This is a genomic window from Actinoplanes auranticolor, assembly GCF_018332655.1.
In the GTDB taxonomy this organism is placed as follows: Bacteria; Actinomycetota; Actinomycetes; order Mycobacteriales; family Micromonosporaceae; genus Actinoplanes; species Actinoplanes auranticolor.
Window position 1 is genome coordinate 14,736 of record NZ_BOQL01000058.1, and the last position, 14,816, is coordinate 29,551.

Below are 14,816 nucleotides of genomic sequence, written 5' to 3' on the forward strand. Positions count from 1 at the left end.
GACATGCGGATCGACCGCAACGACATTGGGATGATGCTGACCGTGAAACCTGGACTGGCCGACGTCGTCGCGTTCGACACCGGGATCGCCGAACCCGACCGCACCGGCGGCTCCCTGCGCTATCGCGGGGTCGACATCGAGAATCTGGTCGGGCGGGCCGGCTTCGCCGACGTCTGGGGGCTGCTGGTCGACGGCGACTTCGCCCGGCCACTGCCCGCCGCGGAGCCATTCGCCGTACCGGTCCACTCCGGCGCCCTGCGGGTGGATCTTCAGGCGGCGACCGCCATGGTGGCCCCGCGCCGGGGCCTGCAACCGCTGATCGACATCGGCGAGGAGCGGGCGCGCGACGACCTCGCGCACACGTCGGCCACGATGCTGTCGTTCGTGGCGCAGGCCGCCCGCGGGCCGGAGCGGCCCGAGGTGCCGCAGCGGCGGGTCGACGAGGGCCGCACCGCCGCCGAGCAGTTCATGATCCGCTGGCAGGGCGAGGCGGACCCGCGCCGGGCGGAGGCGATCGAACGGTACTGGGTCTGCGCGGCGGAACACGGAATGAACGCCTCCACCTTCACCGCGCGCGTGGTTGCCAGCACCGGGGCCGACGTGGCCGCCTGCCTCTCCGCGGCCGTCGCCTCCCTGTCCGGCCCGCTGCACGGCGGTGCCCCGTCGCGGGCGCTGGGCATGGTCGAGGCCGTGGAGCAGCGGGGTGACGCCCGCGGTTACGTCAGAGAAGTGCTCGACAGTGGCAAGCGCCTGATGGGCTTCGGGCACCCGGTCTACCGGGCCGAGGACCCCCGCGCCCGTATCCTGCGCGCGGCCGCCCGGGAGTTGGGCGCGCCCCGGTACGAGGTCGCGCTCGCCCTGGAGCACGCCGCCCTGGCCGAGCTGCGGGAGCGCAAGCCGGACCGGGTCCTGGAGACCAACGTCGAGTACTGGGCGGCGATCGTGCTGGACTTCGCCGGGGTGCCGGCCGAGCTGTTCACGCCGCTGTTCGCCTGCGCGCGGACGGCGGGGTGGAGCGCGCACATCATCGAGCAGAAGCACCTCGGCAAGATCATCCGGCCGTCGGCGGACTACGTGGGCGAGACCGACCGCGAGCCGTCCACCCTCGCCGGCTGGGAGCGTCTCGGCGCCACCCGCTAGCGTCTGGCGGGTGAACGACTACTCCTGGCTGCGGATCCCCGCGGCCGACGTGGACCGGGCGGCGCGGGAGCTGCTCGGGTGGCGGCTCACCGCCAACGGGGTCACCGCCCGACTCACCGAGGTCGAGGCCTACAGCGGCCTCGGCCAGGACCCGGCCAGCCACGCCCACCGGGGCATGACCGCGCGCAACGAGGTGATGTTCGGCCCGGCCGGGATGCTGTACGTCTACCAGATCTACGGCATGCACTTCTGCGCCAACGTGGTGTGCGGCGAGGAAGGGGTCGCCTCGGCCGTCCTGCTGCGGGCCGGGGAGGTGGTCGACGGGCTGGAGACCGCCCGGTCCCGGCGTCCGGCCGCCAAGCGGGACCGCGATCTGGCCGCCGGGCCGGCCAAGCTGATGCAGGTGCTCGCGCTGGACCGGCGGGCCAACGCGACGTCCGTGGTGGACGGCGGCGGTCCGGCGACCTTGAGCCCGCCGGTCGCACCGGTGCCGGCCGCCGAGGTGGTCGCGGGTCCGCGGGTCGGCGTCACCGCCGCGCACGACGTGCCGTGGCGGTTCTGGATCAAGGACGATCCCACGGTGAGCGGCTACCGCCGACACGCTCCCCGGCTGCGCACCCGGAGCTGACGCCGGGCCGGCCGGTCAGGTCTGCTCTCGCTGAGCGAAGCGCAACACATTCCCGTACGGGTCGATCAGCTGCATCGTCGGGCCACCCGGAGCGTCGGCGTCAACGCCCGGCCGCTGGGCCGCTCCAGGACGGGACAGCAGCTCGTCGTGCAGTGCGTAGACGTCGGCGACCGGGAACCACACGACACCGTGCGGACTGCCGTCGCCATGGTGCTCGGACAAGTGCAGTACGGCTCCGGACCGCGAGACCTGCACGTACCACGGCGTGCCGGGCTCGAACTGGTGCCGCCAGTCCACGGTGAAGCCGAGGTGGCCGACGTAGAAGCGCAGCGCCGCCTCGACCGACATCACGCGCAGCACCGGTACTCCGGGCGCGATGTCGGGCCAGGCCGGCCTCGGACCGGCATCCTTCGATCCGGCCAGGACGTTCCAATCCCTCGCGCCGTGCTGGTGGGCGACGAGCTCCAGGGCGAGGCTGTGCGTGACGGTGATGCCCGCTGCGGCGAGGTCGCCGCGCAGCAGCTTGGCGAGGGCCTTGGCCCGCGCGACTCCGATGGTGGTCATGGTGGCCTTCCGAGCGGCACGTTTCCCGCCGAGGCTCGCATTGTCGGCCGGTGCCGCGACCGGGAAGCCGGCACGGAAACCCCGCGATGCGTTCACCATGACCCCGGTCGGGGCGCGAGCGGCCGGCCGCACCTGCCACCCACACCATAAGCCACCGTCGCTGGATCCGAAGGGTCACGTCGGTGGGGAATCGGCGGGATCCGGCCCCGGCGGGCGGCCCGGCAGCTAGCGTTCCCGGGTGGTGATCTCGCGTCGGATGTTGCTGCTGCTCGACGTCATGTGTGTGGCCGGCGTCGGCTGGGCCGGCGTGCTCATCGGCGCCCTGATCCGCGGGGAGCGGCTGGTGCCGACCACCGTGGCGGTCGTGGTCGCCGGGGTACTCGTGCTGCCGGGCTTCACCGCCGGGGTCCTCACCAACCGGCGGGTCGTGCGGGGCCGGCAGCCGCAGAGCGGGTGGGTGCGGTCCGTCTGGTCGCCGCCCGAGCTGCCGCGGTGGGGGCTGACCCTCACCGGCATGGTGTTCTTCGCCTTCTGGTTCGCCGGGATCAGCGCGATCGCCGGGATGAGTCAGGAGATCCCCGCCGGGGACACCGCCGCCGCGCGGCGCCAGGTCGACCACCAGCAGCGGTTCGCGCTCGGGGTGCTCGGCGGGGTCGGCGCCGGCGGCACCGCGCTGGCCGCCGCGTCGTTGCTGCGGGTACGCCGCACTGCCCGCACCGGACAGCCGCAGACGACCTCACGCTGAGCCGCCGGGGCCGGCGATGCCCCGCGTGTTGACAAGTGGTTATATCTGCATGCTTCTATGAAGCGTGTCGTCTGACATCGTTGTCACATGGAGGGCAGGTCGGATGTGACCGCCTGACAGCCCCCGGGGTGGGGGTCGGGTCCCGCGCCCCCCACCCCGGGCCAGGCCGATCAGGAGGTGACGGCGTCGATCAGGTCGCCGACCGGGCGGTCGGGCAGGGCCTTGGCGACGTCGGCGATCGCGACGATGCCGACCAGCTGGTGGCCGTCGATCACCGGCAGCCGGCGTACCTTGTGCTCGGACATCGTGCGCAGGATCTCGGCCGCGTCGTCGTCCGCGCCGATCGTGACGGGCTTGCCCTGGGCCAGCTCACCGGCCGTGCAGTCGGCCGGGTTGCGGTCCTTGGCCACGACCTTCACGACGATGTCGCGGTCGGTGATCATGCCCTTGAGACGGTTGTCCTCGCCGCAGATGGGCAGCGAGCCGACGTCGAGGTCGGCCATCTTGCGGGCGGCCTCGGCCAGGTTCTCCTTCTCACCGATGCAGGTCACGTCGGGGGTCATCATCTCGCGTGCGGTGGTCATCGGGGTTCTCCCTTCGCTCGGTGGATGTCTTCGGCGTACCCGCCTCAGACCGTGGCAATCGTGTATGCGACCTCGTCGACGAGTTCGCGGGCCAGAAAGCCGGTGCGCCCGAACCGCGGAGCCAGGCGCTGACCGCTGACCGCGTGCGCGAACGCCCCCCAGCAGGCCGCCTGGGCCGGGTCGGCACCGCGGCCGAGCAGGCCCGCCACGATCCCCGCGCGCACGTCGCCGCTGCCCGAGGTGCCCAGGCCCACGTCGCCGCTCTCCTCGCGCCAGCGACCGCCGTCCGCGGTGGCGATGTGCCCGAACAGGCTGACCGTGGCCTGGTAGCGCTCGGCCAGGTTGGCGGCCTCGGCGGCCAGGTCGTCGCCCGGCTCGCGCCCGAGCAGCCGCTCGGCCTCGGTGACGTTCGGCGTCAGCACCACCCGGGCGGACCGGCCGGCCAGCAGATCCTGCTCCTTGCTCAGAGCGCCGAGGGCGTACGCGTCCAGCACCATCGCCGTGTCCTTGCCGACCGCGTCCAGGACGGCGTGCAGCAGCCGCGAGGTGACGTCGATGTCGTCGAGACCGGGACCGACCGCCACCACATCGGCGTTCGCCGCGAGCTGCTCCAGCTCGTCCTGGTTCTCGCCCAGCCCGACGACCTTGGCCTCGGGTACGGCGATGCTCAGCGCGCTCACCGTGGACGGCTCGACCGCGAGCTGCAGGCGCCCGGCCCCGGCCCGCAGCGCCGCGACACCGGCCAGCAGCACGGCGCCCGGCGTCGACCGTGACCCGCCCACGACCAGCACCGTGCCGCGCGCTTCCTTGCCGCCCTGCGGATCGGGCAACGGCCAGTCGCGCAGCACCTGCGGCGTGATGACCCGTTCGGCCTCAGACGGGCTCGGCATTGACGTCCTCCTGCCGGGTGGGCGGCGCGCCTTCCTGGTGCAGGTGGGCGACCGAGTTGAACAGCTCCGGGCGCAGCACGTCGTCGCCGCGGCGCCAGGTGCTGATCGAGCAGTTCGCGACCGTGGTGGCGTGCGCGACCTCCATCAGCTCGGCCTCGCTCAGCGACTCGGCGAGATACCGCACGAGCAGCACGGTGGCCTCGTGACCGAACAGCAGGACCCGGCCCCCGGGATGGTCCTGGCGCAGCTCGCGCAGCAGGGCCCGCAGGCGCAGCAGCACGTCGACCCAGGACTCCCCGCCCGGTGGCCGGTAGTAGAACTTGCCGTGCCGGGCACGGCGGGCGTACTCCTCGGGCAACCGGGCCTCCACGCCCCGGCCGGTCAGCAGGTCCAGCACGCCCAGCTCCCGGTCGCGCAGGCGCTCGTCGACCACCGCGGGAATGCCGGTGCCGGCCAGCGCCAGCTCGGCGGTCTGCCGGGTCCGCAGGTACGGCGAGACGATCGCCACCTGCGGCCGTTCGCCGGGACTCAGCCCGCTCAGCCAACTGCCCACCGCCTCGGCCTGCTCCCGGCCGGTCGGCGACAGAGGCACGTCGGCATCGCGTTCCGGGATGTCGATGGCCTCCAGCCCACCGGTCTCGGCGTCCTGTGCGATCACGTTTCCGGTGCTCTGGCCATGACGGATGACGCCCAGCCACTGCAGTTGCTCCATGGCCAGCCTCTTACCCGGCCGGGGGTGAGGACTACCACCCACAATGAGGCCACCCCCGGCCGTCGCGTCCGGCAGCCCTGGCCCGTTAGGAGGGAGGCAAGGTCCACGGCGCGGACCTCGCGCTGGCTACCGGAGGTATCGTGACTGACAACCAGATCAAGGCGCGGGTCAAAGCGGTGCTCAACGGCACGGCCGCGGACACCGCCACCTCGGAACATCCGATGGTCGTGCCCGGCGGCCCGCTGCACCCGGACCACGCGTTGCAGGTGCTGACCCTGGCCCAGCGCACGGCCGAGGAACACGTCGCGATAGCCAAACGCCAGGCGGACAAGATCCGCTCCGACGCCCAGGCCGCCTCCGACCAGTCGGCCCGCGACGCCCAGGTGCACGCGCACAACGTGCGCTGCGAGGCCGACAAGGTGCTGGCCGAGGCGCGAGCCACCTCGGAGCAGGCCGCCCGCGACGCCCGGCTGCGTGCCGACGACGCCAAGCACAACGCCGACCAGATCCTGGCCGCGGCCAAGGACGAGGCCGCGGCGATCGTCGGCGACGCGCAGGGCCACGCGGAGCAGCTCAAGCTGCAGGCCCAGCAGCGTTACGAGGACTCCGTGGGCAGCCTGATCGCCAAGCGCGAGGCACTGCAGCAGCAGATAGAGGCGCTGGAGCACTTCGACCGCGAGTACCGGGCCCGGCTGACCACGTTCATGCAGGGCCAGCTGCGCGCGCTCTGGGTCGACCGGCCGCAGGTGGGCACCGATCTCCAGGCCCCGGTGACCGGTTCCGGCGGGCCCGAGAACGCCTCCGGCGAGGAAGGCGACGCCCCGGAGCAGGCGGGCGACAGCGCCGCGGAAGCCGGTCCCGGCGAGCCGCGGGACGAGGACTGACCCGACGTTCGGATGATCGGCCTTCGCCGGGCGGATCCTTCTCGATTCGCGTCCGATCGTTCTCGTCTTGCGAAGGCCGATCTGTGGACTCGCGGCGAAGCGCGGCGGGAGGCTCCAGTCATGACACTGACCCGACGCGCTCTGTTGAGCGGTACGGCCGCCGCGGCGGCCCTCGGGCTGACCGGGTGCAGTGGCGTGACGCCGGGGCGCGACACCAGGGGGTCGCTCGACTACTGGAACCTGTTCGGCGGCGGCGACGGCGTCCGGATGACCCAGATGCTCGACGCGTTCCGGACCGCCAACCCGCGCGTCACGCTCAGCGCGGTCACCCTGGCCTGGGGCAATCCGTACTACACGAAGCTGGCGCTGGCCACGCTCGGCGACAAGCCGCCGGACGTCGCCATCTCGCACCTGACCCGGATGAAGACGCTGGTCAGCTCGGGTCTGCTGGAGGAGCTGCGGCCCGCGGACCTGGCCCGGCACGGCATCAGCGCCGACCTGTTCACCCCGCGGGCCTGGCAGGCCGGGCTGGTCGAGGGCAAGGCGTACGCGATCCCGATCGACACCCACCCGTTCGTCATGTTCTACAACACCGACATCTGCGAGAAGGCGGGACTGCTGGACTCGTCCGGGGCGCTGGCCCCGCTGGACAGCCCGGAGAAGTTCACCGAGGCGATGCGCAAGGCCAAAGAGGCCTCCGGCGCGTACGGCGGGGTGGTGACGATCAACAACGACACCTCGACCCCGTGGCGGATCTTCCAGTCGCTCTACAGTCAGCTGGGCGGCGAGGTCCTGGCCGACGAGGGCCGCCGGGTGGTGCTCGACGACGCCAAGGCGAGCCAGGTGCTGACCTTCCTGCAGTCGCTGACCAGGTCGGGCCTGTTCCCCGCGGGCAGCGACTACCAGGGCTCCATCGCCACGTTCGCCAACGGCCAGGCCGGCTTCTACTTCCAGGGCGAGTGGGAGATCTCCACCTTCCAGACCGCCAAGATGCCGTTCTCCATGACGCTGTTCCCCAATGTCTTCGGCGGCGACCGGTACGCCGTGCAGGCCGACTCGCACACCCTGGTCATCCCGCGCCGGCCGGACCAGGACCAGGCCGGTCTCGACCGCTCGCTGCTGCTGGTGCGCTCGATGCTGGACCAGAGCAAGACCTGGGCCGAGGGCGGGCACGTGCCGGCCTGGCTGCCGTTCCGGGAAAGCGCCGAGTACCGGGCCATGACGCCGCAGTCCAACTACTCCGCGGCCGCCGACGCCGCCGTCTACGACGCGGAGGGCTGGTACTCCGGTTCCGGCTCCAACTTCGAGATCGTCATGGGTTCCGCCGTCGCCACCGTCCTCGGCGGCCAGCAGTCCCCGGCTGACGCGATCTCTCAGATGCGCGGCCAGCTGCTGAACCTGTCCAAGACCGCGTCACCCATCTGAGGGGGTGCCTGGTGACCACCGAGACCGTCGTACGCCCCCGCCCCGCGACCGAGGACGGGCCGCCACCGGAGCAACGACCCGGCACCGGCCTGCCCGCCCTGGGTTTCCTGGCGCCGTTCCTGGTGCTGTACCTCGCGTTCATCATCGGCCCGACCATCTACGGCCTGGTGATGAGCTTCTTCGACACCAGCCTGGTCAAGCCCGGGCTGTCCGGCTTCGCGGGCTTCGGCAACTACACCGAGGCGTTGCAGAGCAGCGACTTCTGGTCGTCGCTGTGGCACACGGTGTGGTTCACCGTGCTGACCACTCCCCCGCTGATCGTGCTCGCGTTCGTCTTCGCGCTGCTGGCCGACCGGGCCAAGCGCGGCCGGTGGTTCTTCCGGCTGGCGTTCTTCGCGCCGTACATCCTGCCCTCGGCCGTGGTGGCGCTGATCTGGATCTTCATCTACACCCCGGGGCTCGGGCTGATCGAGACCGGCCTGCTGAAGATCGGCCTCACCTCGCCGAACTGGCTCGGCGACCCCAACTGGGCCATGCCGTCGCTGGCGCTGACCACCATCTGGTGGACGCTGGGCTTCAACTTCGTGCTCTACCTGGCCGGCCTGCAGGAGATCCCGCGCGACCTCTACGAGGCCTCGGCCATGGACGGCGCCTCGCCGTGGCAGCAGATCCGCAAGATCACCATCCCGATGCTCGCGCGGACCACCACGCTGGTGGCCGTGCTGCAGGTGATCGCCTCGCTCAAGGTCTTCGACCAGATGTACATCATGACCGCCGGCGGCCCGAACTTCGCCACCCGCTCGATCCTGCAGTACGTCTACGACGAGGGCTTCACCAACTTCCGGGTCGGCTACGCCGCAGCCGTGTCGATGCTCTTCTTCCTGGTCGTGCTCATGGTCTCGGCCGTCTGGTTCGCCATCGTCCGCCGCCAGGAGAAGGGGGTCTGACCCATGACGGATCTCGCCCAGCGGGCGGAGACACGCGTCAAGCTCTTCAACCGCATCTGCTTCGGCGTGCTGATCGCCTTCGCCCTGCTCTGGCTGGTGCCGCTGGCCTGGGCGCTGGACACCGCACTCAAGCCCAACGCCGAGACCACCCGGACCACGTGGGCGATCTCCGACCCGACCCTCGACGCGTTCAGCCGGGTGCTGCGCGACACCGACCTCCTCACCTGGTTCGGCTCCAGCCTGTTCATCTCGACGCTGACCGCGGCCGGCACTGTGCTGGTGGCCAGCCTGGCCGCGTACGCGTTGTCCCGGATGCGCTTCCGCTACCGGACCGCGGTCTTCTGGGTCGTGCTGGCCGGCATCATGATCCCCGGCCAGGTGCTGATCGTGCCCTGGTTCCGCGAGTTCGACGCGCTCGGCCTGCTGAACACGTGGTGGGCGGTGAGCCTGCCGCAGATCCCCACCGCGATCGCCGTGTTCATCTTCAAGCAGTTCTTCGACGGCCTGCCGCGTGAGCTGGAGGAGGTCGCGCGCATGGACGGCGCCGGCTACCTGCGGATCTACCGGAAGATCATCATGCCGCTGGCCCGGCCCGCGGTCGCGGCCGTGGCCATCTTCACCTTCGTCACCTCGTGGAACGACCTGCTGTGGCCGCTGCTGGTGCTGAGCAACCCGGACATCATGACGGTGCCGGTCGGCCTGGCCACGGTGCAGGGGGCCTTCGGCATCCGGTACGCCGACACGATGGCGTCGGCTATTCTCGGCGCGATTCCCCTCGTCGCCGTGTTCCTGCTGTTCCAGCGTCATATCGTCGAGGGCATCGCCGGCAGCGGCCTGAAAGGTTGAGCATGCTTTCCGCCACCATGACCGTCGACCCCGCGTTCCGGGTGGGCGACGTGGACCCGCGGCTGTACGGCTCGTTCGTCGAGCACATGGGCCGCTGCGTCTACACGGGCATCTACGAGCCCGGGCACCCGAGCGCCGACGAGAACGGCTTCCGGCAGGACACCGCGGACCTGGTCCGCGAGCTCGGCGTCCCGCTGGTGCGCTATCCCGGCGGCAACTTCGTCTCGGGTTACCGCTGGGAGGACGGCATCGGCCCGGTCGGCGAGCGGCCCACCCGCCTCGACCTGGCCTGGCGCTCGCTGGAGTCCAACCACGTCGGCGTCGGCGAGTTCATGACCTGGGCCCGGACCGTCGGCGTGGAGCCGATGATGGCGGTCAACCTGGGCACCCGGGGCATCGACGCGGCCCGGTCCCTGGTCGAGTACTGCAACCACCCGGGCGGCACGTACTGGTCGGACCTGCGCGGCGGCGACCCGTACGGGATCAAGACCTGGTGCCTGGGCAACGAACTGGACGGCCCGTGGCAGATCGGCCACAAGACCGCGGCCGAGTACGCCCGCCTGGCGCTGGAGACGGCCAAGGCGATGCGCCAGGTCGACCCGTCGATCGAGCTCGTCGCCTGCGGCAGCTCGGGTCGGCAGATGCCGACGTTCGGCAGCTGGGAGGCCACGGTGCTGGCGGAGACGTACGACGCCGTGGACTACGTGTCGATGCACGCCTACTACCAGCAGCACGGTGATGACCGGGACAGCTTCCTGGCCTGTGCCACCGACATGGACCAGTTCATCGACGAGCTCGTCGCCACGGCCGACCACGTGCGCGCGGTGGGCCGGCACCGCAAGCGGATCAACATCTCGTTCGACGAGTGGAACGTCTGGTACCAGAGCCGCTTCGCCGGCGAGAAGAACCTGGCCGTCGAGCACCAGCCCCGGCTGATCGAGGACGTCTACTCGGTCACCGACGCCGTCGTGGTCGGCAACCTGCTGATCAGCCTGCTGCGCCACGCCGACCGGGTGAAGATCGGCTGCCAGGCGCAGCTGGTCAACGTCATCGCCACCATCATGACCGAGCCGGGCGGGACGGCGTGGCGGCAGGCGAGCTTCCACCCGTACGCGCTGACGACCCGCTACGGGCGCGGCACCGTGTTGCAGCCGGCCATCACGGCACCGACGCACGAGACGGCCCGGCACGGCGAGGTCCCGCTGCTGGACGCGGTCGCCGTGCAGACGGAGGCGGGCGTGGTGCTCTTCGCGGTGAACAGGTCGCAGACCGAGCCGATGACCCTGAACGTGGACCTGCGCGCCGTGCCCGGCCTGACCTCGGCCACCCACACGGTGCTCACGGACGACGACCCGGACGCGGTCAACACCGCCCAGCAGCCCGACCGGGTGCAGCCGCGCGACCTGAGCGAGCCCCAACTGGACGGTGGCCGGCTGCGGGCCGAGCTCCCGGCCCTGTCCTGGAACATGATCAGGATCGGCGGCTGAACCGCAGCTCCATCCAGCGGCGCTCGCGGCCGTCCGCGTCCCGGACGACCCAGTGCGCCCGCATCGACCGGCCGTCGGCGGCCACGCGCAACACGGCGTGGGCCGTCGCGGCCCGGAAGGTCCACTCCCCGTCCCCGTCGACGGCTGCCTCCGACGTCTCGACACCGCCCCGGTCGTCGTAGGCCCGGGTGGGGAAGGCTCCGCGCGCGGGGTCGTACGGCTCGAAGATCTCCAGGGCCCGGGTGCGCTCCCCGCCGATCACCACGTCGACGCGGTGCACGACGAACGGGCCGAGCCACTCGTAGGCGTCGGTGCCGTCGATCCCGGCGACCACGGTGCTGCCGTCGGCGCCGAACATCTCCCCCTGGGTGTGCCAGTCGCCGATGAGCGGCGCCAGCGTCGGGTGATCGGTTTCGCTCATCCGATCAGGATCGCATCCTCGAAGACCAGCGGGGCCCACCGCGGGGCGCCGGCGCGGCCGTGTTTGGGGTCGACGCCGACGAAGCGGGAACCGCCGATCCTGGTGAACGTGTGCCGGGCCGCCCAGTCCACGGTGGTGCGCTGCCGGATCCGCTCGCCGCACAGCCAGGCGCGGTGCCGGAAGTCGACGATGCTCGAGTGGCCGTGCAGCTGGCTGAACGGGGGCGGCTCGGCGGCGTGCAGCCAGGACTCGTACACGTCGGGGCCGGCCTCCGCCCACAGCGGGCCGCGGTCGTGCCACAGCAGTTCCTCGGGCCGGGTGTTGAGCAGGTCCGCGGCCGTCCCGGCGGTGACCGGCGCGCCGAGGTGCTGCCAGGCGCCGACGGTCAGCGCGGCGTGGGTGAGCAGGAACTCCTCGCCCCCGGCGGTCCGCAGCGCGGCGGCCACCCGGAGCTGGTCGCGCAGCCACCAGCCGCGCAGCAGGGCGGCGTCACTCTCGGCCAGCGGCTCCGGCCAGAACACGTCACCGCCGAGGTACTGCGACTCGTGGTTGCCGATGAGCTGGATCCAGCGGGCGGGCGCGGTCGCCAGCCGCTCGGCGACGAAAGCCAGCACGCCGGAGCTGTCCGGCCCCCGGTCGACCAGATCCCCGACCTGGACGACCACGGTGTCCTCGTCGGCGGTCAGCCCGCCGACCGCGTCGGCCAGGTGCCGCGCGCACCCGCCGACGTCCCCGATCACCACGACCCGCGTCATCGATCAACCTCCGTGCCGACGACGATAGCGCCGATGCCGCCCACCGGGCCTTGCGCGGTCGATGGATCCCGTCCGGCACAATCGGGGTCCGGACACCCGCTCGAGACCCCACCGGAGCTGCTCCTCCATGTCAACCTGGCCGATCTGGACCGTGGGTGCCGTGCTGCTGATCGGGGCGGGTTTCGCGGCGGTCGCCGTGCCCCGGCTGCGGGCCGGTGACCTGCACCGGCGTACGGAATGGTCGGCTGCCCGGGCCGCGATCGGCACCGCCACCGTCAGCCGCGACGCCTGCCCGGTCCCGGTCGCCGAGGCCGAGCAGCTGTTGAGCCGGGCCGAGCTGATCGCGGCGGGCCGCGGCGGGCTAGCGGCGGCCCGCGCGGCGGCCGAGTGCGCGCGTCGGGCCGACGCGCTGTGGCGGGCGGCCGCGCGTGGCTGACCGCTTCCCGCGGCCCCGGCCGGAATGGCTGCGCTGGGCGGTGCTCGGCGTCGCCGCCGGCATCCTGGTGATCTTCCTGGGCGCCCAGCGGCAGAGCATCGAGGTCAGTTACGGCGCCTCCCCGTCGACCGCGCAGCGCATCGACCAGGAGCCGCCCGGTTCGGCCGGCGTGCCCTCGGTCGAGGAGATGAGCGCGCTGATCCGGGCGAAGCCGGTGGTCCGGCTGCCCGGTGCCGTTGCGTCCTGGGACGAGGCGGCGGTCCGGGCCGCGGCCGGCGGCGCCGAGGTGCGCATCCTGGTCGCGCCGCCCGGGCTGGACAAAGCGGAGCAGGATCGGGTCCGCGACGTCGAGGGGGCCACCGTCCGGATCATCGGCACCCAGGTCAGCGGCGGGCTCTACCGGTCCACGGGCAGCACGGCGGCCGACTGGCGGTCCCAGTTCGCCACCGGTGACGTGACGACCCTGCTGATGGGCCTGGTCGCGGAGCTGAACGACCAGCCGGCACCCGCGGAGACCGACCGGTTGGCCCGGCGCGACCCGAGCGCCGCGGAACTGCGGGCGGTCACCGCCGACCTGCGGCGCACGGGCGTGCACGTCGCTGCGGGCGCGACCCTGACCGAGGTGCCGGCGGCTGCCGCGGCGGCGGCCTTCCCGGGCCGCAGAGCGCTGTACGTGGCCCTGCCCCAGCAGCCGGCCGGGAAACCGGTCCCCCGCTACGGACCGGCGCTGGCGGCGAGCTTCCCGGACACCCCGATCGTGGTGATGTACGGATCGTGGATCGAGTACGACGGTCCCGACGCGGCCGGGTTCGCCGAGCTGGCCACGGCCACCTACTACGGCCGGTTCGGTGACCTGCTCAGCCGGTCGGCGTACCCGCAGCGGGCGGTGCTGGCCACGTACCTGGACCGGGCCGCCGACGTCCGCTACTCCGGGCTGTTCGACCGGCCCCTGCCGTACCGCCCGCTCGACCCGGTCCGGGTCGCCCTGCCCGCCCTGCCGTGGTTGTTCACCGCCTGCGTCGTCGCCTTCCTGCTGCTGTCGGCGCGGTCGGTCCGCCGGCCGGCCCCGAGTGCGCCGAGCCTGGGGACACCCGCCCGGTTGGCCGGCCTGACCGGGCTGGCCGTCGAGATGTCGGCGCTCACCTCGCGGGCCAGTGACCCGGCGCTGACCCGTGGCATCACCAAGCTGCTGGCGGCCCGCGACGCCCTCGCCGGGAACCTGCCGGATCCGCACGCCCGCGAGCTGCTGGACGATGCCGAGGCCGAGCTCGACGAGGCGGCCCAGCACCTGCCGTTCGACGGCTACCGGCCCGGCGACTACCTGCGCCGGAGGCCGGCGTGAGCAGACGAGTCACGCCGTTCGGCCTCGCCGTGGTGGCCTGCCTGATCCTGGCCGGCTGGGCCCTGTGGTCCGGCGGCATCCTGGACGGGGCGATCGCCCGGCAGGTCCGCTCGTCGTCGGTCTACGCCGCTCCCGGCATCGAGCTGGACCGCCCGGCCGCGCAGCGGGTGATCGGTAACCGCCGGCTGGTCGTGATCATGCTGGCGCCCGGCACGGACGACCTGCGGCAGGGCTGCGACGCCGCCCGGCAGGCGGCCAAGGGCACGCTGGTGCTGGTGCTCAGCCGGCAGGACGACGAGTACGACACGTACGGCTGTGCGCTGCTGCCCGGCGTCGCCGACGAGAACTTCGGCAAGGCCGCGGTCGCCGAGACGACGATCGGCTCGGGCATCGACGGGTTCGCCGACCGTCCGCTGGAGGCGCTGAAGGTGGTGGCCGTCAACTACGACGGCCTGGTCAAGGCCGGGGTGGTGCCCGACGGCGCACGGACCATCAGCCCGTCGCTGCCGCGCTATCTGATCGCGGCGGCGGCGATCGCGGCGGTCCTGCTGGGCGCGGCCGCGCTCTACCTCGCCGGGCGCCGGGCCGGACGGCTCGCGGTCGCGGAAGGTGAACGCCGGGCCGCGGCCGTCGACGCCGGGAACGCCACGAGCGCCGCCGCGGCGGTCCTCGCGCAACAGATCGTCGACCTGGACGGACGGTCCCCGCGCGGCCGGCAGAAGACCTTCGACAAGCAGTACCGGCGGCTCGCCGGTGACTACGCCGATCTGCTCGGTGAGCTCACGGACGGCACGGACCCGGCCGCGCTGGACCGGCGGATCGAGGCCCTCAGCAAGCGGTGCCGGGAGCTGGCCGCCCGGACGGCTTAGGACCGCTGCTGCGGGTCGGGGCGACCGGGCTCAACTGGCGCGATCGCGGACAGCCAGTCGTGCGCGGTCATGGCCGGTGCACCGGTTCCGCCGCGCTTCATGAGCCAGTGGGACCGCGGCCATGCGTTCGTGGTGCAGTTC

At 72.4% G+C, this 14,816-nt stretch carries 17 protein-coding genes; 11 read left to right on the plus strand and 6 right to left on the minus strand.

The annotated features are described in order from the left end of the window. The first annotated feature begins 33 nt into the window (after positions 1–33). Together Aau02nite_RS33245 and Aau02nite_RS33250 are read left to right on the plus strand one after the other, a co-directional pair. Positions 34–1,140, plus strand: coding sequence for a citrate synthase 2 (locus Aau02nite_RS33245; protein ID WP_212992714.1), 1,107 nt, complete (start codon positions 34–36; stop codon positions 1,138–1,140). 10 nt (positions 1,141–1,150) lie between these two features. Next, entirely contained in the window at positions 1,151–1,768 is a 618-nt protein-coding gene (locus Aau02nite_RS33250; RefSeq protein WP_212992572.1) for a DNA-3-methyladenine glycosylase, read from the plus strand. A 15-nt stretch (positions 1,769–1,783) separates the two neighbouring features. Here Aau02nite_RS33250 and Aau02nite_RS33255 read toward each other — a convergent pair whose 3' ends face one another. After that, positions 1,784–2,332, minus strand: coding sequence for a glyoxalase superfamily protein (locus tag Aau02nite_RS33255; RefSeq protein WP_212992573.1), 549 nt, complete (start codon positions 2,330–2,332; stop codon positions 1,784–1,786). A gap of 238 nt (positions 2,333–2,570) precedes the next feature. Here Aau02nite_RS33255 and Aau02nite_RS33260 point away from each other — a divergent pair, with 238 nt between their 5' ends. Beyond that, positions 2,571–3,077 carry a hypothetical protein gene (locus tag Aau02nite_RS33260; RefSeq protein ID WP_212992574.1) on the plus strand — a complete coding sequence of 169 codons (507 nt, stop codon included), beginning with the start codon at positions 2,571–2,573 and terminating at the stop codon, positions 3,075–3,077. Positions 3,078–3,247: 170 nt separating this feature from the next. Here the strand turns inward: Aau02nite_RS33260 and Aau02nite_RS33265 are convergent, their stop codons facing one another. From Aau02nite_RS33265 to Aau02nite_RS33275, 3 genes are read right to left on the minus strand one after another with little or no spacing between them, the layout of a single operon-like run. Beyond that, positions 3,248–3,661 carry a CBS domain-containing protein gene (locus Aau02nite_RS33265; RefSeq protein WP_212992575.1) on the minus strand — a complete coding sequence of 138 codons (414 nt, stop codon included), beginning with the start codon at positions 3,659–3,661 and terminating at the stop codon, positions 3,248–3,250. A 44-nt stretch (positions 3,662–3,705) separates the two neighbouring features. Then, the gene (locus tag Aau02nite_RS33270; protein ID WP_212992576.1) at positions 3,706–4,551 is read right to left on the minus strand and encodes an NAD(P)H-hydrate dehydratase; all 846 of its coding nucleotides are present in this window, start codon (positions 4,549–4,551) and stop codon (positions 3,706–3,708) included. After that, positions 4,535–5,263, minus strand: coding sequence for a histidine phosphatase family protein (locus Aau02nite_RS33275; protein WP_212992577.1), 729 nt, complete (start codon positions 5,261–5,263; stop codon positions 4,535–4,537). Before Aau02nite_RS33275 ends, Aau02nite_RS33270 begins: the two co-directional genes overlap by 17 nt. Before the next feature lie 140 nt (positions 5,264–5,403). On the opposite strand from Aau02nite_RS33275, the gene Aau02nite_RS33280 reads away from it, so the two are divergent. The 5 genes from Aau02nite_RS33280 (at position 5,404) to arfA (ending at position 10,852) form a co-directional block, all read left to right on the plus strand. Then, complete coding sequence (locus Aau02nite_RS33280; protein ID WP_246595622.1) at positions 5,404–6,147, plus strand: hypothetical protein; 744 nt, start codon at positions 5,404–5,406, stop codon at positions 6,145–6,147. Between the two features lie 120 nt (positions 6,148–6,267). After that, the gene (locus Aau02nite_RS33285; protein WP_212992578.1) at positions 6,268–7,572 is read left to right on the plus strand and encodes an extracellular solute-binding protein; all 1,305 of its coding nucleotides are present in this window, start codon (positions 6,268–6,270) and stop codon (positions 7,570–7,572) included. 11 nt (positions 7,573–7,583) lie between these two features. Beyond that, positions 7,584–8,519: a carbohydrate ABC transporter permease gene (locus Aau02nite_RS33290; RefSeq protein ID WP_212992579.1), complete on the plus strand. Its 936-nt coding sequence runs from the start codon at positions 7,584–7,586 to the stop codon at positions 8,517–8,519. 3 nt (positions 8,520–8,522) lie between these two features. Next, positions 8,523–9,365, plus strand: coding sequence for a carbohydrate ABC transporter permease (locus tag Aau02nite_RS33295; protein ID WP_212992580.1), 843 nt, complete (start codon positions 8,523–8,525; stop codon positions 9,363–9,365). Positions 9,366–9,367: 2 nt separating this feature from the next. After that, positions 9,368–10,852 carry an arabinosylfuranosidase ArfA gene (arfA, locus tag Aau02nite_RS33300; protein WP_212992581.1) on the plus strand — a complete coding sequence of 495 codons (1,485 nt, stop codon included), beginning with the start codon at positions 9,368–9,370 and terminating at the stop codon, positions 10,850–10,852. On the opposite strand, the gene Aau02nite_RS33305 is transcribed toward arfA, so the two are convergent. Both Aau02nite_RS33305 and Aau02nite_RS33310 read right to left on the minus strand, forming a co-directional pair. Continuing rightward, entirely contained in the window at positions 10,836–11,273 is a 438-nt protein-coding gene (locus tag Aau02nite_RS33305) for a hypothetical protein (RefSeq protein ID WP_212992582.1), read from the minus strand. The two genes, arfA and Aau02nite_RS33305, sit on opposite strands and share 17 nt — an antisense overlap. Beyond that, on the minus strand, positions 11,270–12,028 hold the full coding sequence (locus tag Aau02nite_RS33310) for a metallophosphoesterase (protein WP_212992583.1): 759 nt from the start codon (positions 12,026–12,028) through the stop codon (positions 11,270–11,272). The genes Aau02nite_RS33305 and Aau02nite_RS33310 overlap by 4 nt, the downstream gene beginning before the upstream one ends. Before the next feature lie 127 nt (positions 12,029–12,155). On the opposite strand from Aau02nite_RS33310, the gene Aau02nite_RS33315 reads away from it, so the two are divergent. The 3 genes from Aau02nite_RS33315 to Aau02nite_RS33325 are packed head-to-tail and all read left to right on the plus strand — an operon-like array spanning position 12,156 to position 14,675. Next, positions 12,156–12,464, plus strand: coding sequence for a DUF6403 family protein (locus Aau02nite_RS33315; RefSeq protein WP_212992584.1), 309 nt, complete (start codon positions 12,156–12,158; stop codon positions 12,462–12,464). Continuing rightward, the gene (locus tag Aau02nite_RS33320) at positions 12,457–13,806 is read left to right on the plus strand and encodes a hypothetical protein (RefSeq protein WP_212992585.1); all 1,350 of its coding nucleotides are present in this window, start codon (positions 12,457–12,459) and stop codon (positions 13,804–13,806) included. The genes Aau02nite_RS33315 and Aau02nite_RS33320 overlap by 8 nt, the downstream gene beginning before the upstream one ends. After that, positions 13,803–14,675, plus strand: a complete 873-nt coding sequence (locus Aau02nite_RS33325) for a hypothetical protein (RefSeq protein WP_212992586.1) — start codon at positions 13,803–13,805, stop codon at positions 14,673–14,675. The genes Aau02nite_RS33320 and Aau02nite_RS33325 overlap by 4 nt, the downstream gene beginning before the upstream one ends. The last annotated feature ends 141 nt before the right edge of the window (positions 14,676–14,816 follow it).